Source organism: Robiginitomaculum antarcticum DSM 21748 (genome assembly GCF_000365025.1).
In the GTDB taxonomy this organism is placed as follows: Bacteria; Pseudomonadota; Alphaproteobacteria; order Caulobacterales; family Maricaulaceae; genus Robiginitomaculum; species Robiginitomaculum antarcticum.
Genome location: NZ_KB823011.1, coordinates 286,644 through 311,869 on the forward strand (window position 1 = coordinate 286,644; position 25,226 = coordinate 311,869).

At 53.0% G+C, this 25,226-nt stretch carries 23 protein-coding genes; 20 read left to right on the plus strand and 3 right to left on the minus strand.

The annotated features are described in order from the left end of the window. Window positions 1-2: 2 nt before the first annotated feature. The 13 genes from nagZ to mprF all read left to right on the plus strand — a co-directional run bounded on the left by nagZ (window position 3) and on the right by mprF (window position 13,150). Window positions 3-1,004, plus strand: coding sequence for a beta-N-acetylhexosaminidase (nagZ, locus tag H142_RS0101415; RefSeq protein ID WP_017930305.1), 1,002 nt, complete (start codon window positions 3-5; stop codon window positions 1,002-1,004). Then, window positions 1,004-1,825, plus strand: coding sequence for a segregation and condensation protein A (locus tag H142_RS0101420; RefSeq protein WP_017930306.1), 822 nt, complete (start codon window positions 1,004-1,006; stop codon window positions 1,823-1,825). The genes nagZ and H142_RS0101420 overlap by 1 nt, the downstream gene beginning before the upstream one ends. Window positions 1,826-1,828: 3 nt before the next feature. Further along, window positions 1,829-2,581, plus strand: coding sequence for an SMC-Scp complex subunit ScpB (gene scpB, locus H142_RS0101425; RefSeq protein WP_017930307.1), 753 nt, complete (start codon window positions 1,829-1,831; stop codon window positions 2,579-2,581). A gap of 276 nt (window positions 2,582-2,857) precedes the next feature. Beyond that, window positions 2,858-3,433 (plus strand): PLAT/LH2 domain-containing protein, encoded by a 576-nt coding sequence (locus H142_RS0101430; protein WP_017930308.1) that lies wholly within the window; start codon window positions 2,858-2,860, stop codon window positions 3,431-3,433. A gap of 138 nt (window positions 3,434-3,571) precedes the next feature. After that, entirely contained in the window at window positions 3,572-3,805 is a 234-nt protein-coding gene (locus tag H142_RS0101435) for a twin-arginine translocase TatA/TatE family subunit (RefSeq protein ID WP_017930309.1), read from the plus strand. 13 nt (window positions 3,806-3,818) lie between these two features. Beyond that, window positions 3,819-4,376 carry a Sec-independent protein translocase protein TatB gene (gene tatB, locus H142_RS13895; RefSeq protein WP_083898901.1) on the plus strand — a complete coding sequence of 186 codons (558 nt, stop codon included), beginning with the start codon at window positions 3,819-3,821 and terminating at the stop codon, window positions 4,374-4,376. Continuing rightward, complete coding sequence (gene tatC, locus H142_RS13900) at window positions 4,376-5,296, plus strand: twin-arginine translocase subunit TatC (RefSeq protein ID WP_017930311.1); 921 nt, start codon at window positions 4,376-4,378, stop codon at window positions 5,294-5,296. The genes tatB and tatC overlap by 1 nt, the downstream gene beginning before the upstream one ends. Beyond that, window positions 5,293-6,657 (plus strand): DUF2891 domain-containing protein, encoded by a 1,365-nt coding sequence (locus H142_RS13905; RefSeq protein WP_017930312.1) that lies wholly within the window; start codon window positions 5,293-5,295, stop codon window positions 6,655-6,657. Before tatC ends, H142_RS13905 begins: the two co-directional genes overlap by 4 nt. A 356-nt stretch (window positions 6,658-7,013) precedes the next feature. Next, a complete protein-coding gene (gene serS, locus H142_RS0101455; protein WP_017930313.1) occupies window positions 7,014-8,459 on the plus strand; it encodes a serine--tRNA ligase in 1,446 nt (481 codons plus the stop codon). Next, window positions 8,395-8,877, plus strand: a complete 483-nt coding sequence (locus tag H142_RS16600) for an endonuclease domain-containing protein (RefSeq protein ID WP_083898902.1) — start codon at window positions 8,395-8,397, stop codon at window positions 8,875-8,877. The genes serS and H142_RS16600 overlap by 65 nt, the downstream gene beginning before the upstream one ends. An 87-nt stretch (window positions 8,878-8,964) precedes the next feature. Next, window positions 8,965-10,084, plus strand: a protein-coding gene (gene prfB / locus H142_RS0101465) for a peptide chain release factor 2 (protein ID WP_156811849.1) whose coding sequence is annotated in 2 segments (ribosomal slippage) — window positions 8,965-9,033 and window positions 9,035-10,084 — 1,119 coding nt in all. Because the reading frame shifts where the segments join, the coding sequence is not laid out codon by codon here. A gap of 58 nt (window positions 10,085-10,142) precedes the next feature. Continuing rightward, the gene (locus H142_RS0101470; protein WP_017930316.1) at window positions 10,143-10,430 is read left to right on the plus strand and encodes a putative quinol monooxygenase; all 288 of its coding nucleotides are present in this window, start codon (window positions 10,143-10,145) and stop codon (window positions 10,428-10,430) included. A gap of 47 nt (window positions 10,431-10,477) precedes the next feature. Beyond that, window positions 10,478-13,150, plus strand: a complete 2,673-nt coding sequence (gene mprF, locus H142_RS13910; RefSeq protein ID WP_017930317.1) for a bifunctional lysylphosphatidylglycerol flippase/synthetase MprF — start codon at window positions 10,478-10,480, stop codon at window positions 13,148-13,150. A gap of 32 nt (window positions 13,151-13,182) precedes the next feature. On the opposite strand, the gene H142_RS0101480 is transcribed toward mprF, so the two are convergent. Next, entirely contained in the window at window positions 13,183-13,824 is a 642-nt protein-coding gene (locus H142_RS0101480; RefSeq protein WP_017930318.1) for an AcvB/VirJ family lysyl-phosphatidylglycerol hydrolase, read from the minus strand. 542 nt (window positions 13,825-14,366) lie between these two features. Here H142_RS0101480 and H142_RS0101490 point away from each other — a divergent pair. Together H142_RS0101490 and H142_RS16030 are read left to right on the plus strand one after the other, a co-directional pair. After that, on the plus strand, window positions 14,367-16,550 hold the full coding sequence (locus H142_RS0101490; RefSeq protein ID WP_156811850.1) for a S46 family peptidase: 2,184 nt from the start codon (window positions 14,367-14,369) through the stop codon (window positions 16,548-16,550). A gap of 164 nt (window positions 16,551-16,714) precedes the next feature. After that, window positions 16,715-18,931, plus strand: coding sequence for a CHASE domain-containing protein (locus H142_RS16030; RefSeq protein ID WP_017930321.1), 2,217 nt, complete (start codon window positions 16,715-16,717; stop codon window positions 18,929-18,931). Between the two features lie 7 nt (window positions 18,932-18,938). Here the strand turns inward: H142_RS16030 and radC are convergent, their stop codons facing one another. Together radC and map are read right to left on the minus strand one after the other, a co-directional pair. Next, entirely contained in the window at window positions 18,939-19,622 is a 684-nt protein-coding gene (radC, locus tag H142_RS0101500) for a RadC family protein (protein WP_017930322.1), read from the minus strand. Window positions 19,623-19,630: 8 nt separating this feature from the next. After that, window positions 19,631-20,452 (minus strand): type I methionyl aminopeptidase, encoded by an 822-nt coding sequence (gene map / locus H142_RS0101505; protein ID WP_017930323.1) that lies wholly within the window; start codon window positions 20,450-20,452, stop codon window positions 19,631-19,633. 79 nt (window positions 20,453-20,531) lie between these two features. On the opposite strand from map, the gene H142_RS0101510 reads away from it, so the two are divergent. The 5 genes from H142_RS0101510 (at window position 20,532) to H142_RS0101530 (ending at window position 25,178) form a co-directional block, all read left to right on the plus strand. Continuing rightward, window positions 20,532-20,780 (plus strand): hypothetical protein, encoded by a 249-nt coding sequence (locus tag H142_RS0101510; protein WP_026147705.1) that lies wholly within the window; start codon window positions 20,532-20,534, stop codon window positions 20,778-20,780. Next, complete coding sequence (locus H142_RS0101515) at window positions 20,777-21,508, plus strand: competence/damage-inducible protein A (RefSeq protein ID WP_017930325.1); 732 nt, start codon at window positions 20,777-20,779, stop codon at window positions 21,506-21,508. Before H142_RS0101510 ends, H142_RS0101515 begins: the two co-directional genes overlap by 4 nt. Before the next feature lie 81 nt (window positions 21,509-21,589). Next, window positions 21,590-23,257, plus strand: coding sequence for a vWA domain-containing protein (locus H142_RS0101520; RefSeq protein ID WP_017930326.1), 1,668 nt, complete (start codon window positions 21,590-21,592; stop codon window positions 23,255-23,257). A gap of 68 nt (window positions 23,258-23,325) precedes the next feature. Beyond that, window positions 23,326-24,300, plus strand: coding sequence for a hypothetical protein (locus H142_RS0101525; protein ID WP_017930327.1), 975 nt, complete (start codon window positions 23,326-23,328; stop codon window positions 24,298-24,300). Continuing rightward, a complete protein-coding gene (locus H142_RS0101530; RefSeq protein WP_017930328.1) occupies window positions 24,300-25,178 on the plus strand; it encodes an acyl-CoA desaturase in 879 nt (292 codons plus the stop codon). Before H142_RS0101525 ends, H142_RS0101530 begins: the two co-directional genes overlap by 1 nt. Window positions 25,179-25,226: the final 48 nt, after the last annotated feature.

Sequence of the window (25,226 nt, forward strand, 5' to 3'; positions counted from 1 at the left end):
TGATGGGGCCGCGCGCCGTTATATTAGGGCTTGAAGGCTCGCGCCTGTCGGCGAATGAAGCGGCATTTTTCCGTGACGCCGATCCGTGGGCGTTCATCCTCTTTGCGCGCAATATCGAAACGCCTGCGCAAATGCGCCGCCTCTGCGCGGATCTGCGCGCTTCGGTAGGACGCGACGCGCTGATCTTTATCGACCAGGAAGGCGGGCGCGTACAGCGCATGGGCCCGCCGCATTGGCCAAAATATCCCGCCGCCAGCCGGTTTGCGGCGCTCGGACAAGACGCGCCGCGCGCGGCCTATCTGGGCGCGCGTCTGATCGCCCATGATCTACGCGATGTCGGCGTGACAGCCAATTGCGCGCCGGTTTTAGATATCCCTGTTGCAGACGCCGACCCGATTATTTCCGACCGCGCTTACGGCGACACGCCCGAAGGCGTGATTGCGCTCGCCCATGCGGTAATGGCAGGTTATATGTCCGGCGGCGTCGCGCCCGTGATTAAACATATTCCCGGTCATGGCCGGGCGACGGTGGACAGTCATAAGGCCTTGCCGCTGATTGAAACTGACCTCGCCACGCTGAAAAAAACAGATTTTGTACCGTTTAAAGCGCTCAATATGGCGCCGATGGCCATGACGGCTCATGTTACATTGGCGGCCATAGACAGCGCCGCCCCGCTGACATTATCTCCGGACGGAATGTCGCAAATCGTGCGCGGCGCGCTGGGCTATGACGGCCTTATCATGACCGATGATCTGGAGATGAAAGCGCTGTCGGGGAGTCTGACCAAATTGTCGTCCCGCGCTTTGTCTGCGGGCTGTGATATCGCGCTGCATTGCTCAGGCAATATGGCCAATATGGTAAAGGTCGTCTCCGGCGTGTCGCGTCTTCGCGGTAAATCGTTAGAGCGCGCCTGCATTGCTGATCTGAGCGCGTATAAACCTGATGCATTTGATGTGGAGTCCGGGCGGGCGGAATTTAACCGCTTGATGGGCGGGGCGGCCTGATGGCCGAGGTTTTCCAAGATGATCTGGACTTTCAAACTGCTGACGAGGCTTACGAGTCCGGCGAAGCGCTGATCCTCGATATTGACGGTTATGAAGGCCCGCTGCATTTGCTGCTGGAGCTGGCGCGAAAGCAAAAAGTCGATCTTGCGCGGCTATCGATATTAGAGCTGGCCGAGCAATATATCGCCTTTATCAAGGCCGCGCAAAATATGCGCATCGAACTGGCTGCTGATTATTTGGTCATGGCCGCGTGGCTGGCCTATTTAAAATCGCGTCTGATCCTGCCCAAAGACGACACAGATGCAGAACCTTTAGAAGAAGAGGTTTTGGCTGCGCATCTGGCCTTTCGCCTGCAACGCCTCGACGCGATGCGCCGCGCTGCGGACGCATTGTTTTCACTCCCGCAAATCGGGCAGAATATTCATTCGCGCGGCGCGCCGGAAGGCCTGCGCTCGCGCACCAGCCCGCTTTATGAAGCTGAGATATTTGATCTGCTCAAAGCTTATGGCGAGATTCGAAGCCAGAATGCGATCAAGAAAGTTACGCTGCGTAAACCTATCGTTTTTGCCCTTGAAGAAGCCCGTTCGCGCCTGTCGCGGGCTATCGGCAAAACGTTGGAATGGTTATCTCTGGACGCGCTATTGCCGACCGGCATTATGATAGGCGACGAGACCGTGCCGCGCCGCAGCGTGATGGCCAGTTCCTTTCTCGCCGGACTTGAACTTGCCAAAGAAGGCGAAATCGATATCCGGCAGAGCGGGGAATTCGCTCCTATATTTGTTCGTGCGCGCGTTAAATCGCCCGGGAAAGACGAGAGTTAAGTTATGGATCGAAATACGTCTGACCGCGTTAAACGCGCCGCCGATGCCATGGATGATGATGTTGTCCGTCTGGCTGACCGCCTGAAAGTCGAAGGCGATGGCGATGCTATGGACGCAGAGCTGCGCCTTCTCGAAGCGTTGATGTTTGCTGCCGCAGAGCCGATTGATGTCGAAACATTGCGCGAGCGCATGCCCGAAGACGCCGATGTTGGCGTATTAATCGCGCGCTTGGCCCGCAATTATGCGGGGCGGGGGATCAACCTTGTTAATGTGGCCGGCCGCTGGCGTTTTCAGACGGCGCCGGATTTGGAACATCATCTGGTCGATATCAAAGAGACCCCGCGAAAGCTGTCTCGCGCGGCGCTCGAGACCCTCTCCATCATCGCCTATCATCAACCCGTAACCCGCGCAGAGATCGAAGATGTACGCGGCGTAGCCGTGTCCAAAGGCACTCTGGATGTGTTGATGGAACTGAGCTGGATCCGTCTGCGTGGCCGCCGCCGCACGCCCGGTCGTCCCGTCACCTATGGCACAACAGAGGACTTCCTCGCCCATTTCAACCTGGAACAGATCACCGACCTTCCGGGCCGCGACGAGCTCAAGGCCGCAGGCCTTCTCGATAGCCGCCTGCCTAAAGATTTCGAAGTCCCGACGCCGATGATTTCCATGGCCACCGATGAAGACCCCTATGAGGACGAGTTTGAGGACCGTGAATTTGTTATGGACTTTCTGGCGGATGATGAGCGTGAGGATTAAATTTTTATATGCACTGTGACATTTAGAAGTTTACGATAATTACGTAGCCTTGAATGTTGAGGAGAAATGCTCGGCGTTTTATATATTTAAGGTTGTATTCATATACTAAATTAAAACCTCGTGAACTTTCGTGTTTTAAAAATAATATTACTCACATTTTACTCTTTTTGAATTCATTAAACTTAATTAATGTCTGCTTATTTGACATTGTGCGCCTCTCTTACAAATAATAAGGGGTTAACATAAGTTAACATATAATAAGTGTGGGGAAAGACTATGAGTAAAATATATACAGTTGAGGTATATACGGCAGATGAAAAAAATGCCGGTACAAATGCTGACGTCAAAATTAAACTTGTTGGCAAAGCAGGGCAATCTGGGCCGCTACATTTGGACCACCCCGATGGGACTCGTACTTGGTTTATGCCTTTTAAAGTCGGCGGCACCAATGATCACGAGCGAGATTCAGACTCAACATACTATTTTAACTTAGATGAAGATTTAGGGGGGGTCACAAAGATTCTCATTGGGCATAACAACAAGCGTAGCGCTGCAGGATGGAAAGTCGCTAAAGTAGTGATCACGTCCGGGGATTATGTCAGTAAAACTATTAAAATGGGATTGCCGCCTAAAGATTTTACATTTGATGATTTTGTTGTAACGGAGACTAATGTTTTCACCATGAACCAGTGGATCGCAAATGATGAACCCCCTTTCAAGGATACAGAAGCAGGATCGTCGAGTGCCTTACTCCTTCTGTGTTCTCCGAGCGCGGTGTTGGAATTTCGTCATGGACATCGCGAATGGTTTGATGATGAAGATAATCCGTTTTGGAAAGTCATGAGCAGCTAGACTATTGACCGCTAACCGTCATTTAACGGAGCCTCTGGCTCCGTTTTTTTATGGGATAACTGCGTGATTTGCCCAACCTGCTATTGCTGCGCGGCGGCCAAGGGGCTATCTATGAAAAAAATTTAAGAGGAGCGGGCTATGCCGCATTGGACCGGAATATTAATCGTTGTCGTGCTCATCCTGATTTTCTTCGGGGGCAAGGGCCGTATTTCAAACATTATGGGCGATTTGGGCAAGGGGATTACCTCTTTCCGGAAAGGTCTGAAAGAAGACCTTAAGGACTTGAAAGACGATACTGACGCTGCAGACGAGGCGATCGATATCACCCCGCCTAAAGAGACAGAAAAACCAAAAACCAAATCTAAAAAGTAAGGCCGGCTCCGCCATGTTACCTTCGCTCGGCATGTTCGAAATGCTGATTATCGGCCTTATCGCGATTATCGTGGTAGGGCCAAAAGACCTTCCGGCTATGATGCGCAAGATCGGTCAGTTTACACGCAAAATCCGTGAACTGGGCAATGAGTTTAAATCCGCATTTGACGATATTGGCCGCGAGACGGATTTGGACGATCTGCGTAAGGAGATCGCCGATCTGCGTTCGCTGGGCAAAATTGGAGAGCTGTCCGATAAAGCGTTTGAGTCCGAAATGCGCGCGCTGGATGCCGATATCCGCGAGGGCACATCGTTAAGCCATCCGCGTACGGCGCCGGCAAAACCTGCCGAGAGCGCCCCGCTAAAAGCTCAAACGCCCGTCATAGACACGCCCGATCCGGCTAAAGTCAAAGCCGCCTCAAAACCAAAGGCCAAACCTAAAACCAAGACGAGCGCAAAACCGAAAGCGAAGACTGCGGCGAAAGCTACAGCCAAGCCAAAGCCTAAATCTACTGGGACAGAGAAGACCGCGGCGAAACCCAAGCCTAAGCCTAAGCCTGAGGCCGGGTAATGGGACAGCCAAAGATCGGGCCGGACGCGGATAAGCTTAAGGCGCTCAAGAAAATTAAAACTAAAAAGGCGGTTAAACCCGCTGATGACGAAGAGGTTATGGAGGCCAGCCGCGCGCCGCTCCTGGACCATTTGCTGGAACTGCGCACGCGCCTGATTAAAATGGTTATTGCGGTTGCGATTACATTTTTGTTCTGTCTATTTTTCTCCGAGTTTCTCTTCAAACTTCTGCTGATCCCCTATGAAAAAGCGGTGTTTGAGCTACAAAAAGACGGCTTCGTCCCGACGGATTTAATCTTCACGCAGGCGCTCGGCGCATTTTTTGTAAAGCTCAAAATCGCTCTGTTCGGGGCCTTTGTGATCTCGTTTCCCATTATCGCGCACCAGCTTTACCGCTTCATCGCCCCCGGGCTTTATAAAAATGAGCGTATGGCCTTTTTGCCTTATCTGATTGCTTCTCCGGTTCTGTTTTTAGCCGGGGCGTCACTGGTGTTTTTCTTCGTCTTTCCGGTCGTTCTGACCTTCGGTTTGAAACAGCAATTTGCGACGGACACGACGGCGGTTGCGCCGTTGCTGAATGTCACTGACTATCTCTCGCTCGCCATGACCTTGTTCATCGTCTTCGGTCTTGCGTTTCAGTTGCCTGTCCTGCTGAGCCTGATGGGACGGGTCGGGATTGTCAGCGCGAAGGGCCTGCGTAAAGCGCGCCGCTACGCGATTGTCGGCATTGCCGCTTTCGGCGCAATCGCGACGCCGCCTGACCCGTTTAGCCAGCTTGGCTTGGGTCTGGCGCTATATATGCTATATGAGATTTCAATTATCTGCGTTAGCTTTGTCGAGCCGAAATTGAGCGCGGATAAAGACGACAAAGACGAGGACGACAACGAGGATAAGAAAACCGGCGGGGAGACCACATCATGAGACAGCTTCTATTCATTGGCGTAGCGATTACTTTAGCAGCTTGCGGATCCAAAGACGCCCCGACGGACGCGGTTGAGTCGCAGATAAAGCTACAGGCCTCGATCGAAGATCCGGCAAATCCTTACATCACGCAGGAAGCGGATTGCCCCGCCCCCAATCCGGACATTAAATCATCTGATGATATGGTCAAAAAGATTGAGTGTGGCGCAGATAAGACGTCGGAAATCCCTATCACCTTAGAGGCGGATTGCCCCGTGCCTAATCCCGCGATTAAATCCGCTGATGATATGGCGGTCGATATTAAATGTGACGCCAATAAAGGGTCTAGCGCAGCCATGATACTCACGCCGGAATTGTCGGACCGCTTTGCCCGTCTCGCGCTGGATTGCGTGCAGCGTGAATATCCTAATAAAATATCGCACACCATGAATGGCGACGCAGATGCCAAAACGCCGCGCGAGTTGCATCCGGCCTTTTACGGCTGTTTTGATTGGCACAGCTCCGTCCACGGGCATTGGCTGCTTGTGCGCCTGCTTAATGTCGGGTCGCAGGACGCGCCGTGGCGTGACGAAGCTGTGGCGAAATTGCAGGCCAATCTGACGCCGGAAAATATGGCCGCCGAGCGCACCTATCTTATGACCGAAGGGCGCGGCTCATTTGAGCGGCCTTATGGTTTGGCGTGGTTGCTCCAGCTCGGCGCTGAATTACGTCAGTGGGACGATCCGCGCGCAGCGGATATGCTTGACGCGCTGACGCCGTTAGAAGACGCCGTCATTGCCAAGACGCAAAGCTGGCTGCCAAATCTGGCTTATCCCATCCGTCTCGGTACGCATAACCAAAGCGCCTTTGGCTTTGCGCTGATGTATGATTACGCGGGTGTGGCGGGCCATGATGAGTTTGCCGCGCAGATCAAAGCCAAGAGCCTTGAGTTTCACAAGGGTGATGTGAATTGCCCGATCAATTATGAGCCGAGCGGGGAGGATTTCCTCTCGCCGTGCTTGCAGACCGCCGATCTCATGCGCCGTTTTATGAGCGCGGATGCGTATTCAAAATGGCTGGCCGCATTTCTACCCAATATTCCGCGGGACGGGGCTGGCGACTGGCTTGCGCCGGGCGTGGTCAAAGACGCGACCGACGGGAAGCTCGTGCATCTAGACGGGGTCAACCTGTCGCGCGCCTGGAATTTGGACGGCATGATAGCGGGCCTGCCCAAAGGCGATCCGCGTATTGCGTCACTCAAAGCGTCGCGGGACTTGCATTTATCGACCGGCACAGCCGCCGTGTCCGACGCGCATTATTCCGGCTCTCACTGGCTCGCCAGCTTTGCAGTTTACGCGGTGACGAAGCGGGGTGTGGAGTAGGCGAACTCTAGGGTGCGATATCGCCTTTATCGACCTTCTCCCTAATGGGAGAGGGTGCCCGAAGGGTGGGTGAGGGGAAAATAACTCACATTGCGCGCTATGAAATTGATAAAGATAGGTGAACAATATTTCATCCCATCAAGGTTTTCCCCCAACCGATTATTTAGCGCATTATATCCCCTCATCCGGCCTTCGGCCACCTTCTCCCGGCGGGAGAAGGCCGTTTCTTAGAATGTGTAATAAAAGTATAGTTTTCGGATATGCTAATAGTTTGGAATTGCCTTAGACCGTATTCACAGCTTTACCCAAATCCGTTGGCCCGCTATAGCGCGGCCAAAGCAAATTAAGGCGCTAAAATGCACGATATCAAAGCCATTCGCGAAAACCCGGACGCGTTCGATAAAGGCCTCGCTATGCGCGGCCTCGCGCCGATGGCCAAGTCCATTCTCGACCGTGACGCGATCATCCGCAAAGGCGTGCAGGTTCAGCAAGAGGCCGAAGCGGCGCGCAATGCCGCGTCCAAGAAAATCGGTCAGGCTATGGCCAAAGGTGATCGCGAGGAGGCTGAGCGCCTGAAAACCGAAGTCTCGGGCGCGAAAAACGTGATTGCCGCTATGGGCGCGCAGCTGGACGGCGAACGCGCTATTCAGGATAAAAAACTCGCTGAAATACCGAATATTCCGTTTGATGATGTTCCTGAAGGCGCGTCTGAGGACGATAATGTCGAGCTGCGCACCCACGGCACGCCGCGCACATTTGATTTTGCCCCCAAAGACCATGCCGATCTGGGCGAAGCGCTCGGCCTGATGGATTTTGAAACCGCCGCCAAAATGTCCGGCGCGCGCTTTGTGATTTTGAGCGGAAAACTTGCGCGCCTTGAACGCGCACTGGGCGATTTCATGCTCGACCAGCAAACGGAAGAGGGTGGGTTTACGGAGGTGAGTCCGCCATTGATGGTTCGTGAGAATGCCTTGTTTGGTACTGGGCAACTTCCGAAATTCGAAGAGGATTTGTACTCTACAGTTAGAAGTGAGCCTAAATCTGGTAGCGGTCAAAATGGTAAGTTTACTATCGATGACTTTTTGGAAAACACAGCCAACGATTTCATATTCCCAATGTCTGCTGTTACTATGAGCCCTGACGGTAATATGCCCAATGGTTCTTGGGACGTCGATGTTTCACAAGTTCAAGAAATTATACCAGGCAATTACCTTATCCCAACCGCCGAAGTGTCCCTCACCAATATCGTCCGCGAATCCATTGTCGAAGAGGCTAGCCTGCCGCGCCGCTACGTGGCGCGCACGCCGTGTTTTCGCAGCGAGGCGGGTAGTGCGGGGCAGGACACGAAGGGCATGATCCGGCAGCATCAATTTATCAAAGTCGAGCTGGTCAGTATTTCGAAGCCCGAGGAGTCAGAGGCCGAGCATACGCATATGCTAGGCTGCGCGGAAAATATTCTGCGCAAGCTCGATCTGCCTTACCGCGTGATTGAGCTATGCACAGGGGATCTGGGCTTTGGCGCGCGCCGCACATTCGATCTTGAAGTCTGGCTGCCCAGCCAAGACCGTTACCGCGAGATTAGCAGCGTCAGCAATTGCGGTGATTTCCAAGCCCGCCGCATGAATGCGCGCTATAAACACGGCCCCAAAGATAACCGCTTCGTCCATACGCTAAACGGCTCCGGCCTCGCGGTCGGCCGCGCGCTCGTTGCCGTGCTGGAGAATTATCAAAACGCCGATGGCAGCATTACCGTGCCGGACGCGCTCATCCCTTATATGGGCGGGATTACAACAATTGGATAGGGGAGCACCCCCTCCGTCATCTTCGCGCGGCTCAGATGACACCTCCCCCGCTAAGCAGGGGAGGAAAATCCGCATCGACACGAAACGGTCAAGACAATTTGCGAAGCATTTACGTAAAAATTTAACGGATGCAGAAGTGATATTATGGGGTGAACTAAAAAGCCGACGATTACAGAAGCACAGGTTTCGACGCCAACATCCCATTGGGCCTTATATTACTGATTTTGCCCATATGAAATCGAGATTAGTTATAGAGATTGACGGCGCGACACATTCCACGGACGCCGAACTCGCGCATGATTTGAAGCGAACGGACTATATGGAAGGCAAAGGCTGGCGCGTCATCAGGGTGCAGAATGATGACGTGTATAATCACATTGATGGCGTTTGCGACTTCATCTTGCAAAATATAGAGTGAACTTTCCTCCCCTGCTTGCGGGGGAGGTGACTTGCGACCTTACGGAGCAAGTCGGAGGGGGTGAGCCCAAGGCAATAGGAATTAATAATGAGTGCAGAAATTGAAAATCTATCCGCGCAAATCGAGCAGTCACTGGCGCTGCTGAGGAGGCGTCTTTGACCCTGAGCAATCCCGGCGGCGTTTGGCCGAATTAACGGCCCTTTCTGAACGCCAAGACTTTTGGGATGACCCCCAGGAAGCGCAAAAGCTGATGCAGGAACGCCAGCGTCTCTCCGACAGTTTTACCGTGATTGACGAGCTGCAAACCGAACTTAATGACGGACGCGAACTGGCCGAGATGGCCGAGATGGAAGACGCGCCCGGCGTTCTCGCTGACGCGGTGGCCACGATGAGCGCGGCGGCGCGGCGCGCGGCCAAAGCCGAAACCGCGGCGCTGCTCTCGGGCGAAGCCGACGCAAATAACGCTTTTGTTGAGATCAATCCAGGCGCAGGCGGAACGGAGGCGCAGGACTGGGCAGAAATGCTGCTGCGCATGTATACGCGTTGGGCCAATAGCGCGGGCATGAAAGTTGATATCATTGAAGAACAAGCGGGAGACGGCGCGGGCATAAAATCGGCAACGATCCATGTCAAAGGCGAGAATGCTTTTGGCTATCTGAAGACAGAATCCGGCGTGCATCGCCTCGTGCGCATCAGCCCGTTTGACAGCTCGGCTCGCCGCCATACATCATTTAGCTCCGTTTGGGTCTATCCTGAAATCGACGATACAATTGATGTTGATATTCCCGAGAGCGATGTGCGCACAGACACCTACCGCGCCAGCGGGGCCGGCGGGCAGCACATCAACAAAACTGACAGCGCCGTGCGCCTGACCTATACCCCGCCAGGCGAAACCGAGACTATCGTTGTCCAGTGCCAGAATGACCGTAGCCAGCACAAAAACCGCAAGCAAGCCTGGGATATGCTGCGCGCGCGGGTCTATGAGCTGGAGATGCGCAAACGCGAAGAGGCGGCGCAAAGCGTAAGCGATAATAAAGGCGAGATCGGCTGGGGCCACCAAATCCGCTCTTATGTCCTGCAGCCCTACCAGATGGTCAAAGATTTGCGCACAGGCGTCGAAACCTCGCAAACCGACGCCGTGCTGGACGGTGATCTGGACGCGTTCATGGCGGCCGCGCTCGCGCTGCAACTGGGTGAGGACGGGTAGGGCTGGTTATCTTTGACCGCGCGGCCTAGGCTACCCCTCAACCCGTCCGGAGATCCCTATGCCGCTTATCGTTACTGCCCATATCCATGCCATCCCTGAACAGCGCGACCTTGTTTTAGCTGAGCTAAAAAAGCTGCTGTCTCCGACACGCGCGGAAAATGGCTGCGAGAGTTACGTGCTTCATACCAATAAAACTGACCCCAACCACTTTGTCTTTATTGAGCGCTGGGCGGATAAGCCGTCTATGGATGCCCATATGAAACAGCCCCATATGGCGGCCTGTCAGAAAGCGATTTCTACTGCGGTCAAAAGCGTTGATATATTCGAGCTAAGCCCGTGTGACTAAGCCGTAGCGCGCGCCGCCCCTAACGTGTAGATGTCGCCAGGGAATTAATGAGTCGGCGCATGGCGCTGTTTGGGGATGAAGCCATTATGCCAATGATACCGGATATGCCCGGCGCGCTGCGTCCACAAACGCCTGATAAAGCGGCCCGGCCCTTTGCCCTGTCGCCGCGGCAAGTCTTGACTGTCGCGGTTGGCCTTTTGATGTTCGGCCTCGCCATCGCTTTCATTCATAATGAGATCAAAGCTTTTTCATTCGATCATATTGCGGGCGCGCTGTCGTCAATTTCACCGATACATATTGCATTTGCCCTTGTGATGACTCTGGTCAGTTTCAGCGCCGTCGCCTTTTATGATTTCTTTGCCTTAAAATATACAGAACGCGGCTTGCCACTGCGCCAAACGGCGATGGCCTCCGTGCTGGCCTACGCGATTTCCAACAGTCTCGGGTTTAGCGCGCTAACCGGAAACGCTGTGCGCTACCGCCTTTATACGGCGTGGGGACTGGCCGCCGTCGATGTGGCGGTTATTGCGCTGATTACCGCGCTGTTTATGGGGCTGAGCGGGCTGAGCCTGGCCTCGGCGGGACTGCTCCTGGAGCCTGGCGTCTTCGAGCGTGTGTTCCATTTATCACCCGCACTGACATATGCTCTGGGAATAGCCGGCGCGGCCAGCATCGCCGCTGCATTGGTTTATTTGCGCGCCGGAGGGGAGACCCGCAGCGTCTTTAACATTAGCTTTAACCGTCCGCCGGCCAGTCTGATGGCCCGTCAATGGGCGGCGGGTATCGTCGACTGGGCCGCAGCGGCAGCTGTGCTCTATATCTTATTGCTACCGTCTAATCCTGAATTTTCATTTGTCGCATTCGTTCCGTTATTCGTAGCGGCCCATTACGCCGGAGCGGCCAGTGGATTGCCGGGCGGTATCGGGGTTTTCGAAGCGATAATTTTGCTGCTTATCCCAACAGGCGATGTCGTTTTTGTTGCGGCGGCGCTGATCGCTTATCGGGCTATTTATTACTTTCTGCCGCTTCTGATCGCTGCGCTTGTGCTGGGCTTTCGCAGCACGGCAAAATCCAAAGACAGGCTGCTCAAGGGCGGCGAGCGCACGATTGATTTCTTCGAAGGCGTGGCCCCGATTACTTACGCGCTGCTCAGCTTTATGACCGGCGCGGCCCTGCTCATCGGCGCGGCGCTGCCCTTGACGCTGGCGCCGTTGGACTGGGCGAGCCGGCTGCTTCCTCCTGCCATAATGAGCCTATCGCATATATTGGCGAGCGCTGCCGGTACGATGCTGCTCCTTAGCTCTTTCGGACTGCGCCGCCGCCTGCAAAGCGCGTGGCTGACGACGGTCATTATGCTCATATTGGGCGCACTGTTCACATTCCTCAAAGGCGGAGATTTGCGCGGCGCGCTCATCTTGCTGCTGCTCAGCGCGGCGCTATTTTTATCGCGGGCCGCGTTTTACCGGAAAGGCCAGCTTGGCGCGGTGCGGCTTACTTTGCCGCGTTTAGGCGCGCTGCTTGCGGCAGGTGGATTTGCGCTTTGGATTGGATTTTATGCCAATATGGACAGTGTTTATTCGCACAAGCTTTGGCTGAATTTCAATGCGGACGCGGATGCTTCGCGGTTTTTGCGCGCCGCCCTTATTGCCGGACTGATATTTGCGGCTTATTTTGTCCGCCGCCTCTTCGCGCCCGCACCGCGTCTCGATAGCGCCGAACCGCCAGCGCAGATTATGGCGCGCGTTCAAGAGATTATCGCTAAGGCCCAAGGGGCAGGAGCCGAAGCTAATCTGGCCCTGATGGGGGATAAACAGTTTCTGTTTTCTGAGTCCGGTAACTCCTTCATCATGTATGGCATTAAAGGCCGTAACTGGGTCGCGATGGGCGAGCCTGTCGGATTGGCCGCAGAGCGTAAAGACCTGATCTGGACGTTTCGCCAACTCGCTGACAGCTGGGATGGATGGCCGAGTTTTTATTCGGTGCGCGACGATAATCTGACTGATTTTATCGACGTCGGATTGACGGTTCAGAAAATCGGCGAACTGGCCCTGGTGCCGATTGAGGGCTATACTTTGGACGGGCCAGCCAAGGCGCGGTTCAGACAGGCGAAAAGCCGGGCTGTGCGCGAAGGCTGCAGTTTCGAAATCATTTATCCGGCCAGAGACAGCGCGGATATGGAGAGTCTTAGGGCCGTATCTGATGCGTGGCTGGACATGCATCAAGGCCGGGAGAAAGGCTTCTCGCTCGGGCGCTTTGACGCAAATGTGTTTGACGGCAAGCCTGTCGCAGTTGTGCGAAAGGACGGCGATATTGTCGCCTTTGCCAATTTGTGGACGACAGCTGATAAACGCGAATTATCGCTGGATTTGATGCGCTATAAAGATGTCGGCGTGAACGCGATGATGGAGTTTTTATTTGCCGAAGTCATGTTGTGGGGGGCGGCTGAGGGCTACCGCTATTTCAGTTTGGGTATGGCGCCGTTAGCTGGACTGGACGCGCGTAAGTTAGCGCCCTTCATGTCCAAACTTGGCGCTATGGTCTATAAATATGGCGGACGGTTTTACGGTTTTGAGGGCTTGAGGGCGTTTAAATCGAAATTCAATCCCCAATGGGAGCCGGTCTATCTGGCCGCGCCGAGCCGAATGGTCATGCCGCTGGCACTGGGAAATCTGGCGCTGTTGAGCGGCGGCGGAATTCTGGGAATTATCCAGCGGGGCTAGGTCAACATCGTTCTGACGCGCCCCTAAAATGTTCAAACCCCGGGGTTTTGTAAGGCGTCTAAACGCTCACATATAAGCCGGGCGATTGTGTCATAATCCCCGTTGAGATCATGCCCGCCCGGCAAAGTGGTCAGCTTCAATTTATCATGCGGCGCTATAACTTCGCTGGGGCCGATATAGTCATCCTGTCCGCGCAGATAAAGCACAGGCAGCTTGTCTGAAAGCGCGGCAATTTGCGGCGCGACGGGCCGTGCATCGGGCGAAGATTTATTGAGCCAGCTTCGCAAAAGAAATTTGAAATCTGCATGGGCGGGCGGCGCGATCAGCACGGCCAGATCGACAGCGCCGATCATAGCGGGGCCCAGCAGATTGGCCGCAAAGGGGAGCGTTCCTGCGCCGAATGAATAGCCAATGAGTATGAAACGGCATTTGGGGCGCCGGGCGCGGCGCAGTTTCATCATCGCGGCAAGGTCTAGCATGAGCGTTTTGGGGGATTGCGCGGACCAAAAATAATGCAGAGATTTTATCCGGGTGCTTTTAATTCCGGCTAGCCCCAAGCCTTCTGATACGGCGGTCGCCAATGGCGTCCACAGTCCGTCACCGGTCAGGATGATCGCGAATGTGGGCGGAGGGCTCTTGAGCGCCCCGCTCTGTGGTGTGTGTGATTTAGACATAAGACTGATATTTGGAGACCCCGGGAACACTAAACTTCATAGACTATACCGCGCAAATACCGCCGAAAGATGTCCGGTGATTAAAAACTAGCCGGTTTTTATACATATACAATTTAATTTCGCGCTCTGCCCGGCCTGATGCAGTTTTGAGACTTCCGGCCGTGAGCGCGACATTTAAAGTCTCCTGAAAAGAGAAGGGGCTAGGCTTTTCATACAAGGTAAGGTAGATTGCATGAAACAGCTCTGCTGATCCACTCCGGATTTGCTCTATCGATTTGGTAATACCGGACAGCGCGTTAAGCGCAAAATAAAGCGTTTTGGCAAAAGCTTATGGATACCTGTAGACTTCATTCGAGAGAGGATGAAACTGCAGTGTGGGGCGCCATCGCGGTAATAGGGTTGACCTAGGTTGGACCTGTTACCGCGATGAGCCATAATCCCCGTTTTAAAATCATGAAATTTTTCGGCGTGACCTTTCCCTCTATTGTTAAGAACCATCTAATGCGTCATAATCAGCGTTATATAATAACGGAGACACATCCATGCGTATGACACCCCACACTTTACTCTTCAGTACGGCCCTCATGAGCGGCTTGATAATCACGCCTTTGGCCGCCGCAACAGAGGGAATGTATACCCCTGACCAATTACCGGAAATTGCTAAGGATCTGCGCAAAAAAGGTCTGAAATTAAATCCGAATCAAATTTCCGATTTGACCGGATTTCCGATGGGAGCAGTGGTGTCATTAGGCGGATGTACAGCGTCATTTGTATCCCCGCAGGGATTGGTTGTGACCAATCATCACTGCGCTTACGGGTCGATCCAATATAATTCGACCGAGGACAATAATTATCTGGATAACGGGTTTCTGGCTCAGGCGATGGACGACGAACTTCCAGCTGCGCCGGGCTCGCGTATTTATGTGACCACCGATCTGACGGATGTGACCCTGCGCGTGACAGGCGGTTTATCAGACGACCTAACCGGCGCGGATCGCTACGCGGCCATTGATGATAACCGCAAAGCTATCGTCGCCGAATGCGAAGCCGATGAAGGCCATCGTTGTAACGTGTCGTCATTTTATGGCGGCCTGCAATATAAATTGATTAAGAGCCTCGAAATTAAGGATGTGCGCCTCGTTTACGCGCCTGCCGGCCCGATCGGGAAATATGGCGGCGATATCGATAACTGGCAATGGCCGCGGCACACAGGCGATTTTTCATTCTATCGCGGCTATGTTTCGCCCGAAGGCAAGTCTGCTGATTTTGCCGAAGAAAATGTGCCTTACACACCGCCGCATATGCTCAAAGTGTCTGCGGGCGGTCTTGACGAGGGCGACTTTGTTATGGTGGCGGGTTATCCGGGACGCACGTCACGCTATGCCCGCTTAACCGAAGTCGAAAATACATTCGGATGGGAATATCCGACATGGATCACCATGCTCGAAGACTGGATTGGCGCGATTAAAGATACATCCGCCGAAGGCAGTGATGCCCGTATTAAATACGAATCACGTTTGGCGGGTTTAAATAATTATATGAAAAACTTGGGCGGCCAGATCGAAGGCGCGCGCCGCGTCGGACTTGTTGACCGCCGCAGGGCCCGTGAAGCCGCGCTCAATAGCTGGATTGCCGCAGAGGCTCCGGACGCCGGTTACGCCGAAGCGATTGCCGATCTGGATATACTGACGCGGGAAACAGCTTTTGCTAACCGCCAAAACCATTGGTACCGCAATGCAACGCGTCCGCAAATGCTGGGCGCAGCCAAGCGTCTCTACCGTTTGTCAAAAGAGAGCCAAAAGCCGGATGCCCAGCGCGAAACCGGATATCAAGAGCGTGATCTGGATCGTATCAAAGAAAGTCTAACCGCGATTGACCGCCGCTATGACGCTGCTGTGGACAAAGCCGAGTGGATGATGTTCCTCAAAGGCTATATGGCGCAGCCCGCTGAGCAGCGCGTGGCCGCATTTGACACCGCTTTAGGATTGAACGACGGGATGAGCGCGCAGGCCATATCGGATAAACTCGATATGTATTACGCCAATACAGCACTTTCGGATAAAGAGACGCGCCTCTCTTTGATGACAGCCACGCCTGAAGAGCTTGAGGCCAGCGCCGACCCGTTTATGACATTGGCAGTGGCTCTGTTCGAGCAGAATAAAGCCATGGAAGACGCGTCTAAAGCGCGCTCGGGCCGTTACGCCGTATTAGAGCCAAAATATATGGAAGCGATTATTGCATGGCAGAAATCGCAGGGCATGACAGCCTATCCTGATGCTAACTCTACATTGCGCGTAACTTACGGCAATGTGATGGGCGGTTCCCCTAAGGACGGGATGAGCTATATGCCTTTCACGACCGTTGAAGGTATTGTGGAGAAAGATACGACAGAGGATCCGTTCAATTCTCCGCAAAAGCAGCTCGATCTGATTAAGGCCCAAGATTACGGACGTTATGCGCTTAAGTCTATCGGGTCTGTTCCGGTCAATTTTCTCACAGATCTGGACTCGACCGGCGGCAATTCCGGTTCGGCGACGCTGAATGCCCGCGGTGAATTGGTTGGCCTGCTGTTTGACGGTACGATTGAGAGCGTGAATTCGGACTGGGATTTTGATCCGCGCACGACACGCTCCATTCATGTGGATAGCCGCTATATGCTCTGGGTTATGGAAAAAGTTGACGGTGCAGACCGTCTGCTCAATGAGATGGATATCGTCGGAAAATAGCTTTGATGTATATCCCGTGACAAAAGGCCGGGCATTGTCCGGCCTTTTTCATGCGCCCGGTCTGAATACTGATTTCAAGGCGCCGGTAGGCTTAATTCACTGTGTAAACAGCATTTTCACTATTTGTCCTTATCCCTGCCTAGAGATGGAACGGGAAGATCAATTTGACTTTAAATTCAGCTAAGCTGGCAGATACATCAAATCTTACGCTTCCGGACGACCCGGACAGCGCGACATTTCTTGAACAGCAAGACAAAATCATTCAGGCCAGTCAGTTTCACTGGATTCACTGGGTAATTATTCTGGCTTCGTTTCTAGTCACAATGGTGGCTTGGCAATACGCCAAGGTTCAAAATGACACACAGGTTGCTGAGCGATTTAACCGTGAAACCGGACAGGTTGTTGATTTGATCGCCGATCGCATGAAAAAATATGAAGATGTGTTATGGGGCGCGGTTGCGGCGACAAAATCCAGTCCTGACGGCATGACGCTTGACCGTTGGGAGCGGTTTAGCGCAGCGCTGAAAATCGAAATGGCCTATCCGGGCATTAACGGCATCGGCCTGATCGATTATCTCCGACCTGAAGACCTGGATGACTATCTGGCCCTGCAGCGGGATACACGCCCTGACTACAAAGTGTTCCCAGCTCATAATCGCGGCGAGTTTTTACCCATAACCTTTATCGAGCCTGTTGCCAGCAATAGCGCCGCCGTCGGTCTGGATGTGGCGCATGAGGATAATAGGTACACAGCTGCGATGAAGGCCCGCGACACAGGCGAGGCACAAATCACCGGACCTATTATTTTGGTGCAGGACGCCAGAAAAACTCCAGGATTTTTATTCTACGCACCCAATTACGCTGTGGATAATCCCACCACGCTAACGGAGCGTCGGGATACGTTCACCGGCATGGCCTATGCCCCGTTTATATTCGAGCGATTAATGGATGGCGCACTGGGCAATGAGCAAAGGCGCGTTGGCCTAACCATTCGCGATGGCGACGATGTATTATTTGATGAAAAAGTTACCGATCGCGAAGGCCGCAAAGGAGAGCCGGCTTACACAACAAGTGTGATACAGGACATGCACGGGCGGTCCTGGACATATGACATTTGGAGCCGGCCGGCTTTTGAAGCGACAGCCATTAATAACAAACCGCTTATCATCCTGGGCGGGGGTATCTTGGTGGAAATTTTGCTGGTCGGGTTATTTATATTGCTGACACGGTCTAACCGCCGCGCAATTCTTTTTGCTAATAAAATGTCCGCAGTGCAGCAGTCGCAGGCTAAGCGCCTAAATAACATTCTCGAAAATGCGGTCGAAGGGATCATGACGCTCTCGTCAGATGGAAAAGTGCTCAGCTATAACAAAGCGTGCGAGAGTATTTTCGGCTATGAATTTTCAGCTATTAAAGGCAAGGATGTCAAAATTCTTATCCCTCAATTCTGGGCATCCTATGCAGTGATTCAGGATAATAAGCGTAGCATATCAAATGATAACGACGGCAATAATGCGCATAAATCCTCGGAGGCCACAGGGCTTAAATTCGGTCGCACCCAAGTTCCGCTTGAGCTGTCTGTGAGTGAGATCACTGATGATGGCCAGATGATCTATAATGCGATTGTCAGAGATATTACGCGTCAGAAGAAAGCAGAAACCGAGCGAAATAGCGCCATGGAGAACTTACTGCTTACTAACCAAGATCTCGAAATGTTTGCTTATAGCGCCTCGCATGATCTGAAATCGCCGCTGCGCTCAATCGATAATCTGTCTCAGTGGATAGCCGAGGATATTGATGACAAGATTGATGATGAGACCCGCGAGCGTCTGGCTATGTTGCGTGGCCGGGTCAAACGTATGGAAGGGTTGCTTAATAGTCTGCTGCAATATTCGCGTGCGGGCAAAAATAAAATAGGCGGCGTAGAAATCATGGCAAATACACTTGTCGCTGATGTTTCCAATGCACTGGATATTCCTGACGGCATGACCCTTATAATTGACGACAGTCTGAGCGGTATTGATGTAAGGCGCATGCCTTTGGAACAAATTTTTCACAATCTTATCAGTAATGCCTTCAAGCACCACGACAAACCCAACGGAATTGTAACGGTCTCCGCCACGGTTACGGATGATAATTATATATTTAAGGTAAGCGATAACGGCCCGGGAATTCCTGTCGATTTTCAGGAAAAAGTTTTCGGCATGTTTCAAACGTTAAAGCCCCGCGATATGGTCGAAGGCACGGGTATGGGGCTGGCTTTGGTCAAAAAGCTCGTCCGCTACCACAATGGACATATTGATTTAATCTCTACGCCCGGTAAAGGTAGTGACTTTGTGGTCACGTGGCCAAAACTGTCGGCTGTGAAAGCGGCGGCTTAGAGCCAGTTCACATCAACCCCAAACTTTTAAAACTCACCGTATTATTGCGCCCGACAATAATATGATCATGGACGGATATGCCAATAGGCTTAGCGGCGGCCATAACGACATTGGTCATATCGATATCGCTCTGGCTCGGTGTGGGGTCACCGCTGGGATGATTATGGCATAATATGACAGCGGTGCTGCCCAATTCTAAAGCGCGCTTGATGATTTCCCGCGGATAGACGGGCGCGCGGTCGACCGTGCCTTTGCCGAGAACCTCATCCGCGACGAGGCGGTTTTTCTTGTCGAGAAACAGAACGCGAAACTGCTCATTTGTTTCGTATTGCATGGCTCCGCGCACATAATCGAGCAAGGCGGTCCATGATGACAGGATTGGACGGGAGAGAACATTTTCGCGGTTCAAACGCAAAGCCGCGGCGTGCAGAACTTTGATGTTGGCTGCCGTCACTGCGCCGACGCCTTTAACCTCAACCAGACGCTCTACAGGCGCGGTCATGACTTCGGCAAAGCTGCCGAATGTGTTAATCAAACGTTTGGCGAGCGGTTTGGTGTCTTTCTGCGGAATGCACTGGAACAGATAAAGTTCAAGCAGCTCATAATCGGGCAGGGCGTCCGCCCCCCCGTCCAAAAACCGCTCGCGCAGGCGCGGCCTGTGACCGGCATCTTTATGCTCAGGCTTAGGCAATGACACGCTTAAACATAAGGCGGCTTGTGAAGCCCCTTAGGCGAAAGTGTGAATATTTCGCAGCCTGTCTTTGTAACGCCAATACTGTGCTCGAATTGCGCCGTTAATTTCTTGTCGCGCGTCACAGCGGTCCAGCCATCGGAGAGGACTTTGACATCCGGCTTGCCGAGATTGATCATCGGCTCGACGGTAAAGAACATGCCTTCGCGCAATTCTTCGCCTTGACCGGGGCGTCCAAAATGCAAAATATTCGGGGCGTCATGAAAGACGCGGCCCAGGCCGTGGCCGCAAAAGTCCTGCACGACAGAGCAGCGCTCGCCTTCGGCAAATTTCTGGATAGCATGGCCGATATCGCCTGTCGTATTGCCCGGCTTAACGGCTGAGAGGCCCAGCATCAGACTTTCATAGGTAATATTAATCAGGCGCTCTGCACGGCGGTTGATCTCGCCGACCGGATACATGCGCGATGTGTCGCCGTGCCAGCCATCCACAATAACGGTGACGTCAATATTAACAATATCGCCGTTTTTCATGGGCTTGGGCGCGGGAATGCCGTGACAGACGACATGGTTGATGGAAGTGCAGATGGATTTGGGGTAGCCGCGATAATTCAGGCAGGCCGGCGTGGCGCCGTGATCGAGCACAAATTCGCGCGCCGCATCATCCAGCGCTTCAGTGGTTACGCCCGGCTTAACCATAGGCACAAGCATATCCAGACACTGCGCCGCCAGCCGTCCGGCTTTGCGCATGCCCTCAAAAGCCGCTTCATTATAGATTTTAATGTCATTTGAGCGGCCCGCAGGCGCAAGATCAGCGTCGATATAATTCATAGTCTTTCCTTTAATGCTTCATATAGCCATGACGCACGCGAAAGACTAGTATTTGTGTGAACAACGATATGAGTCATTTGTGAGCCAAAAGCCGCCGCCCATTCCCCGTGATAAAACCGACAATTTCACGCCTGAGATGATACAACAGCGTGATGATTTTATCACCGCGCAAACGGGGGTGTTGCCTAGGCATATTGACGGATGTGTCTATATGCCCATGGCGACGACCAAAGCCACGGTGCTGGCCGGTGAGATTTCGCTCTCCTCCGCCGTGGTTGGCGATTATGGGGTCGAGAGCCATGACGCGCATGGACGCAACAGGCCGTGAGTAAAGTCGTTTCTGCAGGCGTCATTCTGATCGGTGACGAGCTTTTATCAGGCCGCACCCAGGATACCAATCTGGGCACAATCGCCAAATGGCTGGAGCCGCTTGGCGTGCGCGTCATGGAAGCGCGCATTATTGCTGATAACGCCGATACGATTAGCGCTACGGTGAAAGATTTCTCCGCGCGCTTTGACTATGTTTTCACCACAGGCGGGATCGGCCCGACCCATGACGATATCACGGCGGATTGCATTGCGGCGGCCTTCGGGATGGGTATTAGCGAGAGAGAAGACGCGCTAGCGCAGTTGCGCGAACGCTATGACGAGTCCGAGCTTAACGCCGCGCGTCGCCGCATGGCCCGCATTCCGGATGGGGCAAGCCTGATTAAAAACCCGGTCAGTCAAGCGCCGGGATTTCAGACGCATAATGTATTCACTCTGGCGGGCGTGCCACAAATCATGCGCGGTATGCTGACCGATATCAGCTACCGCATTAAAGGCGGCGTGACGCTTAAATCCATTACCGTGACGGTTGAGGGGATAGGCGAGGGCGATGCCGCCGCGCCGCTCGCACACATTGAGAAAGAGCACCCGGGCGTTTCTATCGGCAGCTATCCATTTTTCAATGACGAGCTGCGCGGCGTGAATTTTGTCGCCCGCGCTGAGGATGAGGCGGTATTGGAGGCGGTGAAAGCCGCATTGGAAGACTTAGCGGCAAAATTAGGCGGCTAGAGTGCAAACAATACGACAACAGGCCTTATTGATGTCGTTATTGGATTGGATATAGTGGACAAATCATTACCGGAGGCCAGCATGAGACATTTATTACTAAGCGTAGCGGTTTTAGCTTTGGTCGCCTGTTCAACATCGGGCGATCAAAATAAAAACAATACGCAAGCTGATGAAATCGTAGTCACGGGCTCGCGTATTAAAGGTAAGCCATCTTCATATCCGTCGCCTGCCGTTGTCGCCCAACCTCAGATGATTGGCCGGGACGGATCAATGGGTGGAGCCCCGCTGCCGCCCCGTATTGATGGTTATTATCCTGAGCAAGATACGAGCGAATATGCCGATTATGATCCTTCTGCGTTCAAAGACGTCGCAGTCGAGCCTGTGTCTACATTTTCTGCCGATGTGGATACCGCCAGCTACGCGCTGACCCGTCAATATGTCGAGCGCGGCGAGCGCCCGCCGGACGGCAGCGTTCGCATCGAAGAAATGATCAATTACTTCGATTATGACTACGCGCTGCCCGAAAGTCTGAACGCGCCGTTTCGCCCGAACATTGCTGTGACGCCCAGCCCGTGGAATAGGGATACACAGCTGCTTCATATCGGGATCAAAGGCTATGACGATATTGCGGCAGACCGTCCGCCGCTCAATCTCGTCTTTTTAATTGATGTGTCCGGCTCTATGAATGCGCCGAATAAATTACCGCTCGTGAAAAGATCTATGGGGATTTTGGTTGACCAACTGCGCCCCGAAGACCGTATTTCCATTGTCACTTACGCCAGCGGGGAAGAGGTCGTGCTCAAAGCCGCGCGCGGTAGCGAGAAAGACAAAATCATGGCCGCCGTGAACGCACTGAACGCGGGCGGCAGTACGGCGGGCGCGGCGGGTCTGCAAAAAGCCTATGAGATGGCCGAACGCTATTTCAAACGCGGCGGCGTTAACCGGGTTGTTATGGCAACGGATGGCGATTTTAATGTCGGTATATCCGACCCCGAGGCGCTCAAAAATTATGTCACAGAAAAGCGCGAAACGGGCGTCTATCTGTCGATCTTTGGCTATGGCCTCGGCAATATCAAAGATAATCGTATTCAGGCGCTCGCTCAAAATGGGAATGGCACGGCGGGATATATCGACAGCGTGCGCGAGGCCCGCAAAGTTTTTGATGATGATTTCTCCGGCAATTTATTTCCCATTGCCAATGACGTAAAAATTCAGGTTGAATTTAACCCTGCCGTTGTCGGCAGCTACCGATTGCTGGGCTATGAGACCCGCGCGCTGGCGCGTCAGGATTTTAATGATGACAAGGTTGATGCCGGTGATATCGGCGCAGGCCACAGCGTCACGGCGATTTATGAGATCAGCCCGAACTCCACCGGACAGGGCGATGTCGACCCGCTGCGCTATAGCGAGGAACACTTACGCGCCGCTGATTTCCAAGGCGAAATCGCATTCGTCAAACTGCGCTATAAAAAGCCGGGCGAAGATGTGTCCAAACTGATATCGCGCCCCGTCACGGCCCGCGACGTGTACGCGTCCATGAATAACGCCCCTGAATCTGCGCGATTTGCCACCGCTGTTGCGGCATATGCAATGAAACTGCGCGGCGATGACAGCGTGACCGCGCTTAGTTGGGCGGACATTACCACTATGGCTAATAGCGCAAAAGGCGCTGACCCTTATGGCTACCGCGCCGAATTTGTTGCGCTGTCCCGCGATGCTGCGCTGATTAAAGAACCGGAAGGGAAATAGGCCTGTCAATAATGTGCCGCATTGTTTATTACTGCTTCTGTGACTAAGCTAAGTCTGTAGGAGAGACTATGCATAATAAGCAGAGCTTGATTAACAGGCTCAAAACGGGCGGCCCACGGCCCTTATGGATTCGATATTTTTTACTGATCGGATTTTTCTTTTTAATTATGCAAATGTTGCTGAGCAGCGTTTATGGTAAAACCGCTCTGGTTTATATTTTTGTACCTTACCTTGTCGGCGTTGCGATTTATCTTTTTATTCCGCAGCCTAAAGGGCTAAGTAAAACATCGCGGTTTGCTCGCCACATGCTCGCCGTTATTATCGTGATGCTCGGTACATCGGCTCTTCTGCGCGAAGGCATAATTTGCGTCGCCATGTTCTTGCCGATTTATCTGTTTTTCTCTGCGCTTTACTTTGCGATAGCGCCAGCCCGCCACGAGCCCGACGATCCGAAAACGGCGAGTGATGTTTTCAAATCCAGCGTTATTCCCCTAATTGTCGCTGTATTATCGCTGGAAGGCGTAACGCAAACGCTAAGCTTTGACCGCGAAGAAACCGTGTCTCGAACTATGGTGGTAGAGGGCAATGTCGACACGTTAAAATCCAATATGGCCATGCCAATCCATTTGGAAGAAGACCGTAGCCTTTTTCTGCGCCTCTTTCCTTTGCCCTATGATGTCGCGGCCGGAACGCTCAGTGAAGGTGACACGCATATAGCCAAATTTGCTTATCACCGATGGATGTTCACCAACACGCATTACGGCGAAACGCGTTTAAAACTTGCAGAAATTGGACCGCGCCATATCCGGACGCAAATTACGACAGACACGACTTATTTTTCAAAATATATGACTATTCATGGCACGCGTGTTGACTTCGAGCCGGTAACAGAGACGACAACACGGGTCACATTGACGATCAATTATCGTCGCGATCTAGACCCCGCATGGTATTTTGGACCGTTGCAACGCCGCGCCATGCGCGAGAGCGCGGACTACCTGATCACACAGGTTATTGCACGGCCAATCGCGGACAAGCCGTAATGCGGGACATCACAGACCGTGTTGTTGCCCGCCCGGATAGCAATTGCGCAGTCGGACATGTGCGATTTGATGTGGTAAAATCGCTGTGGTGGACGTCTATGATGGCTGGCGGAATTATTGGCATTATATACTTCACAACATGGACAAATGTCGCCGTGTTTTTAGGGCTTAGCGCTGTGATACTATGTGGAGGCCATAGTCTTGGCATGCATCGCAAACTTATTCATGACAGTTTTGATTGTCCGCTTTGGTTAGAACGGTTTGGCGTTTACCTTGGGACGCTTGTCGGCCTAGGCGGGCCATTTACAATAATGAAAACCCACGACCTTCGTGATTGGGCGCAGCGTCAATCTGCGTGCCATGCCTATCTGCGTCATGGACGCGCCATGACTATTGATTATTTTTGGCAAGTTCATTGTCGTCTTGATTTGGAGCGCGCTCCGGATTTTCGTTTTCCGAAAAAAATTATAGAAGATCCTTTTTTGGTTTTTATACAGCGCACGGCGATGGCGCAGCAAATCCCGCTCGCAATAATACTCTTTTTTATCGGCGGGTGGGGATGCGTTTTATGGGGTATATGTTTGCGGGTGAGTATATCGATATTCGGACACTGGCTCATCGGCTACTTCGCTCATAATCACGGGCCCCGCGATTTTCATAATGTCGGCGCAGCGGTGCAGGGGCATAATGTTCCGTTCTGCGGTCTTTTCACATTTGGAGAATGTTGGCACAATAATCACCACGCCTTTCCGGAGAGCGCGAAACTGGGATTAATGCCGGGGCAAAGCGATCCGGGATGGTGGGTGCTGAAGCAATTACGCGACATTGGTCTGGTCTGGAATATAAATCTACCCGACATATCCTCCCGCAAAGCCTAGCTGAATGATGAAATCACCGTAACACAGACTTGACTTTTACCCTTAACT

What these genes read in the sequence shown, in the direction of transcription:
- H142_RS0101420 (WP_017930306.1), top strand. Translation starts at nt 1,004, where the DNA reads ATGGCCGAGGTTTTCCAAGATGATCTGGACTTTCAAACTGCTGACGAG.
- mprF (WP_017930317.1), top strand. Translation starts at nt 10,478, where the DNA reads ATGAGTCGGCGCATGGCGCTGTTTGGGGATGAAGCCATTATGCCAATG.
- H142_RS0101525 (WP_017930327.1), top strand. Translation starts at nt 23,326, where the DNA reads ATGCATAATAAGCAGAGCTTGATTAACAGGCTCAAAACGGGCGGCCCA.
- H142_RS0101530 (WP_017930328.1), top strand. Translation starts at nt 24,300, where the DNA reads ATGCGGGACATCACAGACCGTGTTGTTGCCCGCCCGGATAGCAATTGC.
- H142_RS13905 (WP_017930312.1), top strand. Translation starts at nt 5,293, where the DNA reads ATGAGACAGCTTCTATTCATTGGCGTAGCGATTACTTTAGCAGCTTGC.
- map (WP_017930323.1), bottom strand. Translation starts at nt 20,452, where the DNA reads ATGAATTATATCGACGCTGATCTTGCGCCTGCGGGCCGCTCAAATGAC.
- H142_RS0101470 (WP_017930316.1), top strand. Translation starts at nt 10,143, where the DNA reads ATGCCGCTTATCGTTACTGCCCATATCCATGCCATCCCTGAACAGCGC.
- H142_RS0101520 (WP_017930326.1), top strand. Translation starts at nt 21,590, where the DNA reads ATGAGACATTTATTACTAAGCGTAGCGGTTTTAGCTTTGGTCGCCTGT.
- tatB (WP_083898901.1), top strand. Translation starts at nt 3,819, where the DNA reads ATGTTACCTTCGCTCGGCATGTTCGAAATGCTGATTATCGGCCTTATC.
- nagZ (WP_017930305.1), top strand. Translation starts at nt 3, where the DNA reads ATGGGGCCGCGCGCCGTTATATTAGGGCTTGAAGGCTCGCGCCTGTCG.
- H142_RS16600 (WP_083898902.1), top strand. Translation starts at nt 8,395, where the DNA reads ATGGCAGCATTACCGTGCCGGACGCGCTCATCCCTTATATGGGCGGGA.
- H142_RS0101480 (WP_017930318.1), bottom strand. Translation starts at nt 13,824, where the DNA reads ATGTCTAAATCACACACACCACAGAGCGGGGCGCTCAAGAGCCCTCCG.
- H142_RS0101430 (WP_017930308.1), top strand. Translation starts at nt 2,858, where the DNA reads ATGAGTAAAATATATACAGTTGAGGTATATACGGCAGATGAAAAAAAT.
- H142_RS0101435 (WP_017930309.1), top strand. Translation starts at nt 3,572, where the DNA reads ATGCCGCATTGGACCGGAATATTAATCGTTGTCGTGCTCATCCTGATT.
- tatC (WP_017930311.1), top strand. Translation starts at nt 4,376, where the DNA reads ATGGGACAGCCAAAGATCGGGCCGGACGCGGATAAGCTTAAGGCGCTC.
- H142_RS0101490 (WP_156811850.1), top strand. Translation starts at nt 14,367, where the DNA reads ATGCGTATGACACCCCACACTTTACTCTTCAGTACGGCCCTCATGAGC.
- serS (WP_017930313.1), top strand. Translation starts at nt 7,014, where the DNA reads ATGCACGATATCAAAGCCATTCGCGAAAACCCGGACGCGTTCGATAAA.
- scpB (WP_017930307.1), top strand. Translation starts at nt 1,829, where the DNA reads ATGGATCGAAATACGTCTGACCGCGTTAAACGCGCCGCCGATGCCATG.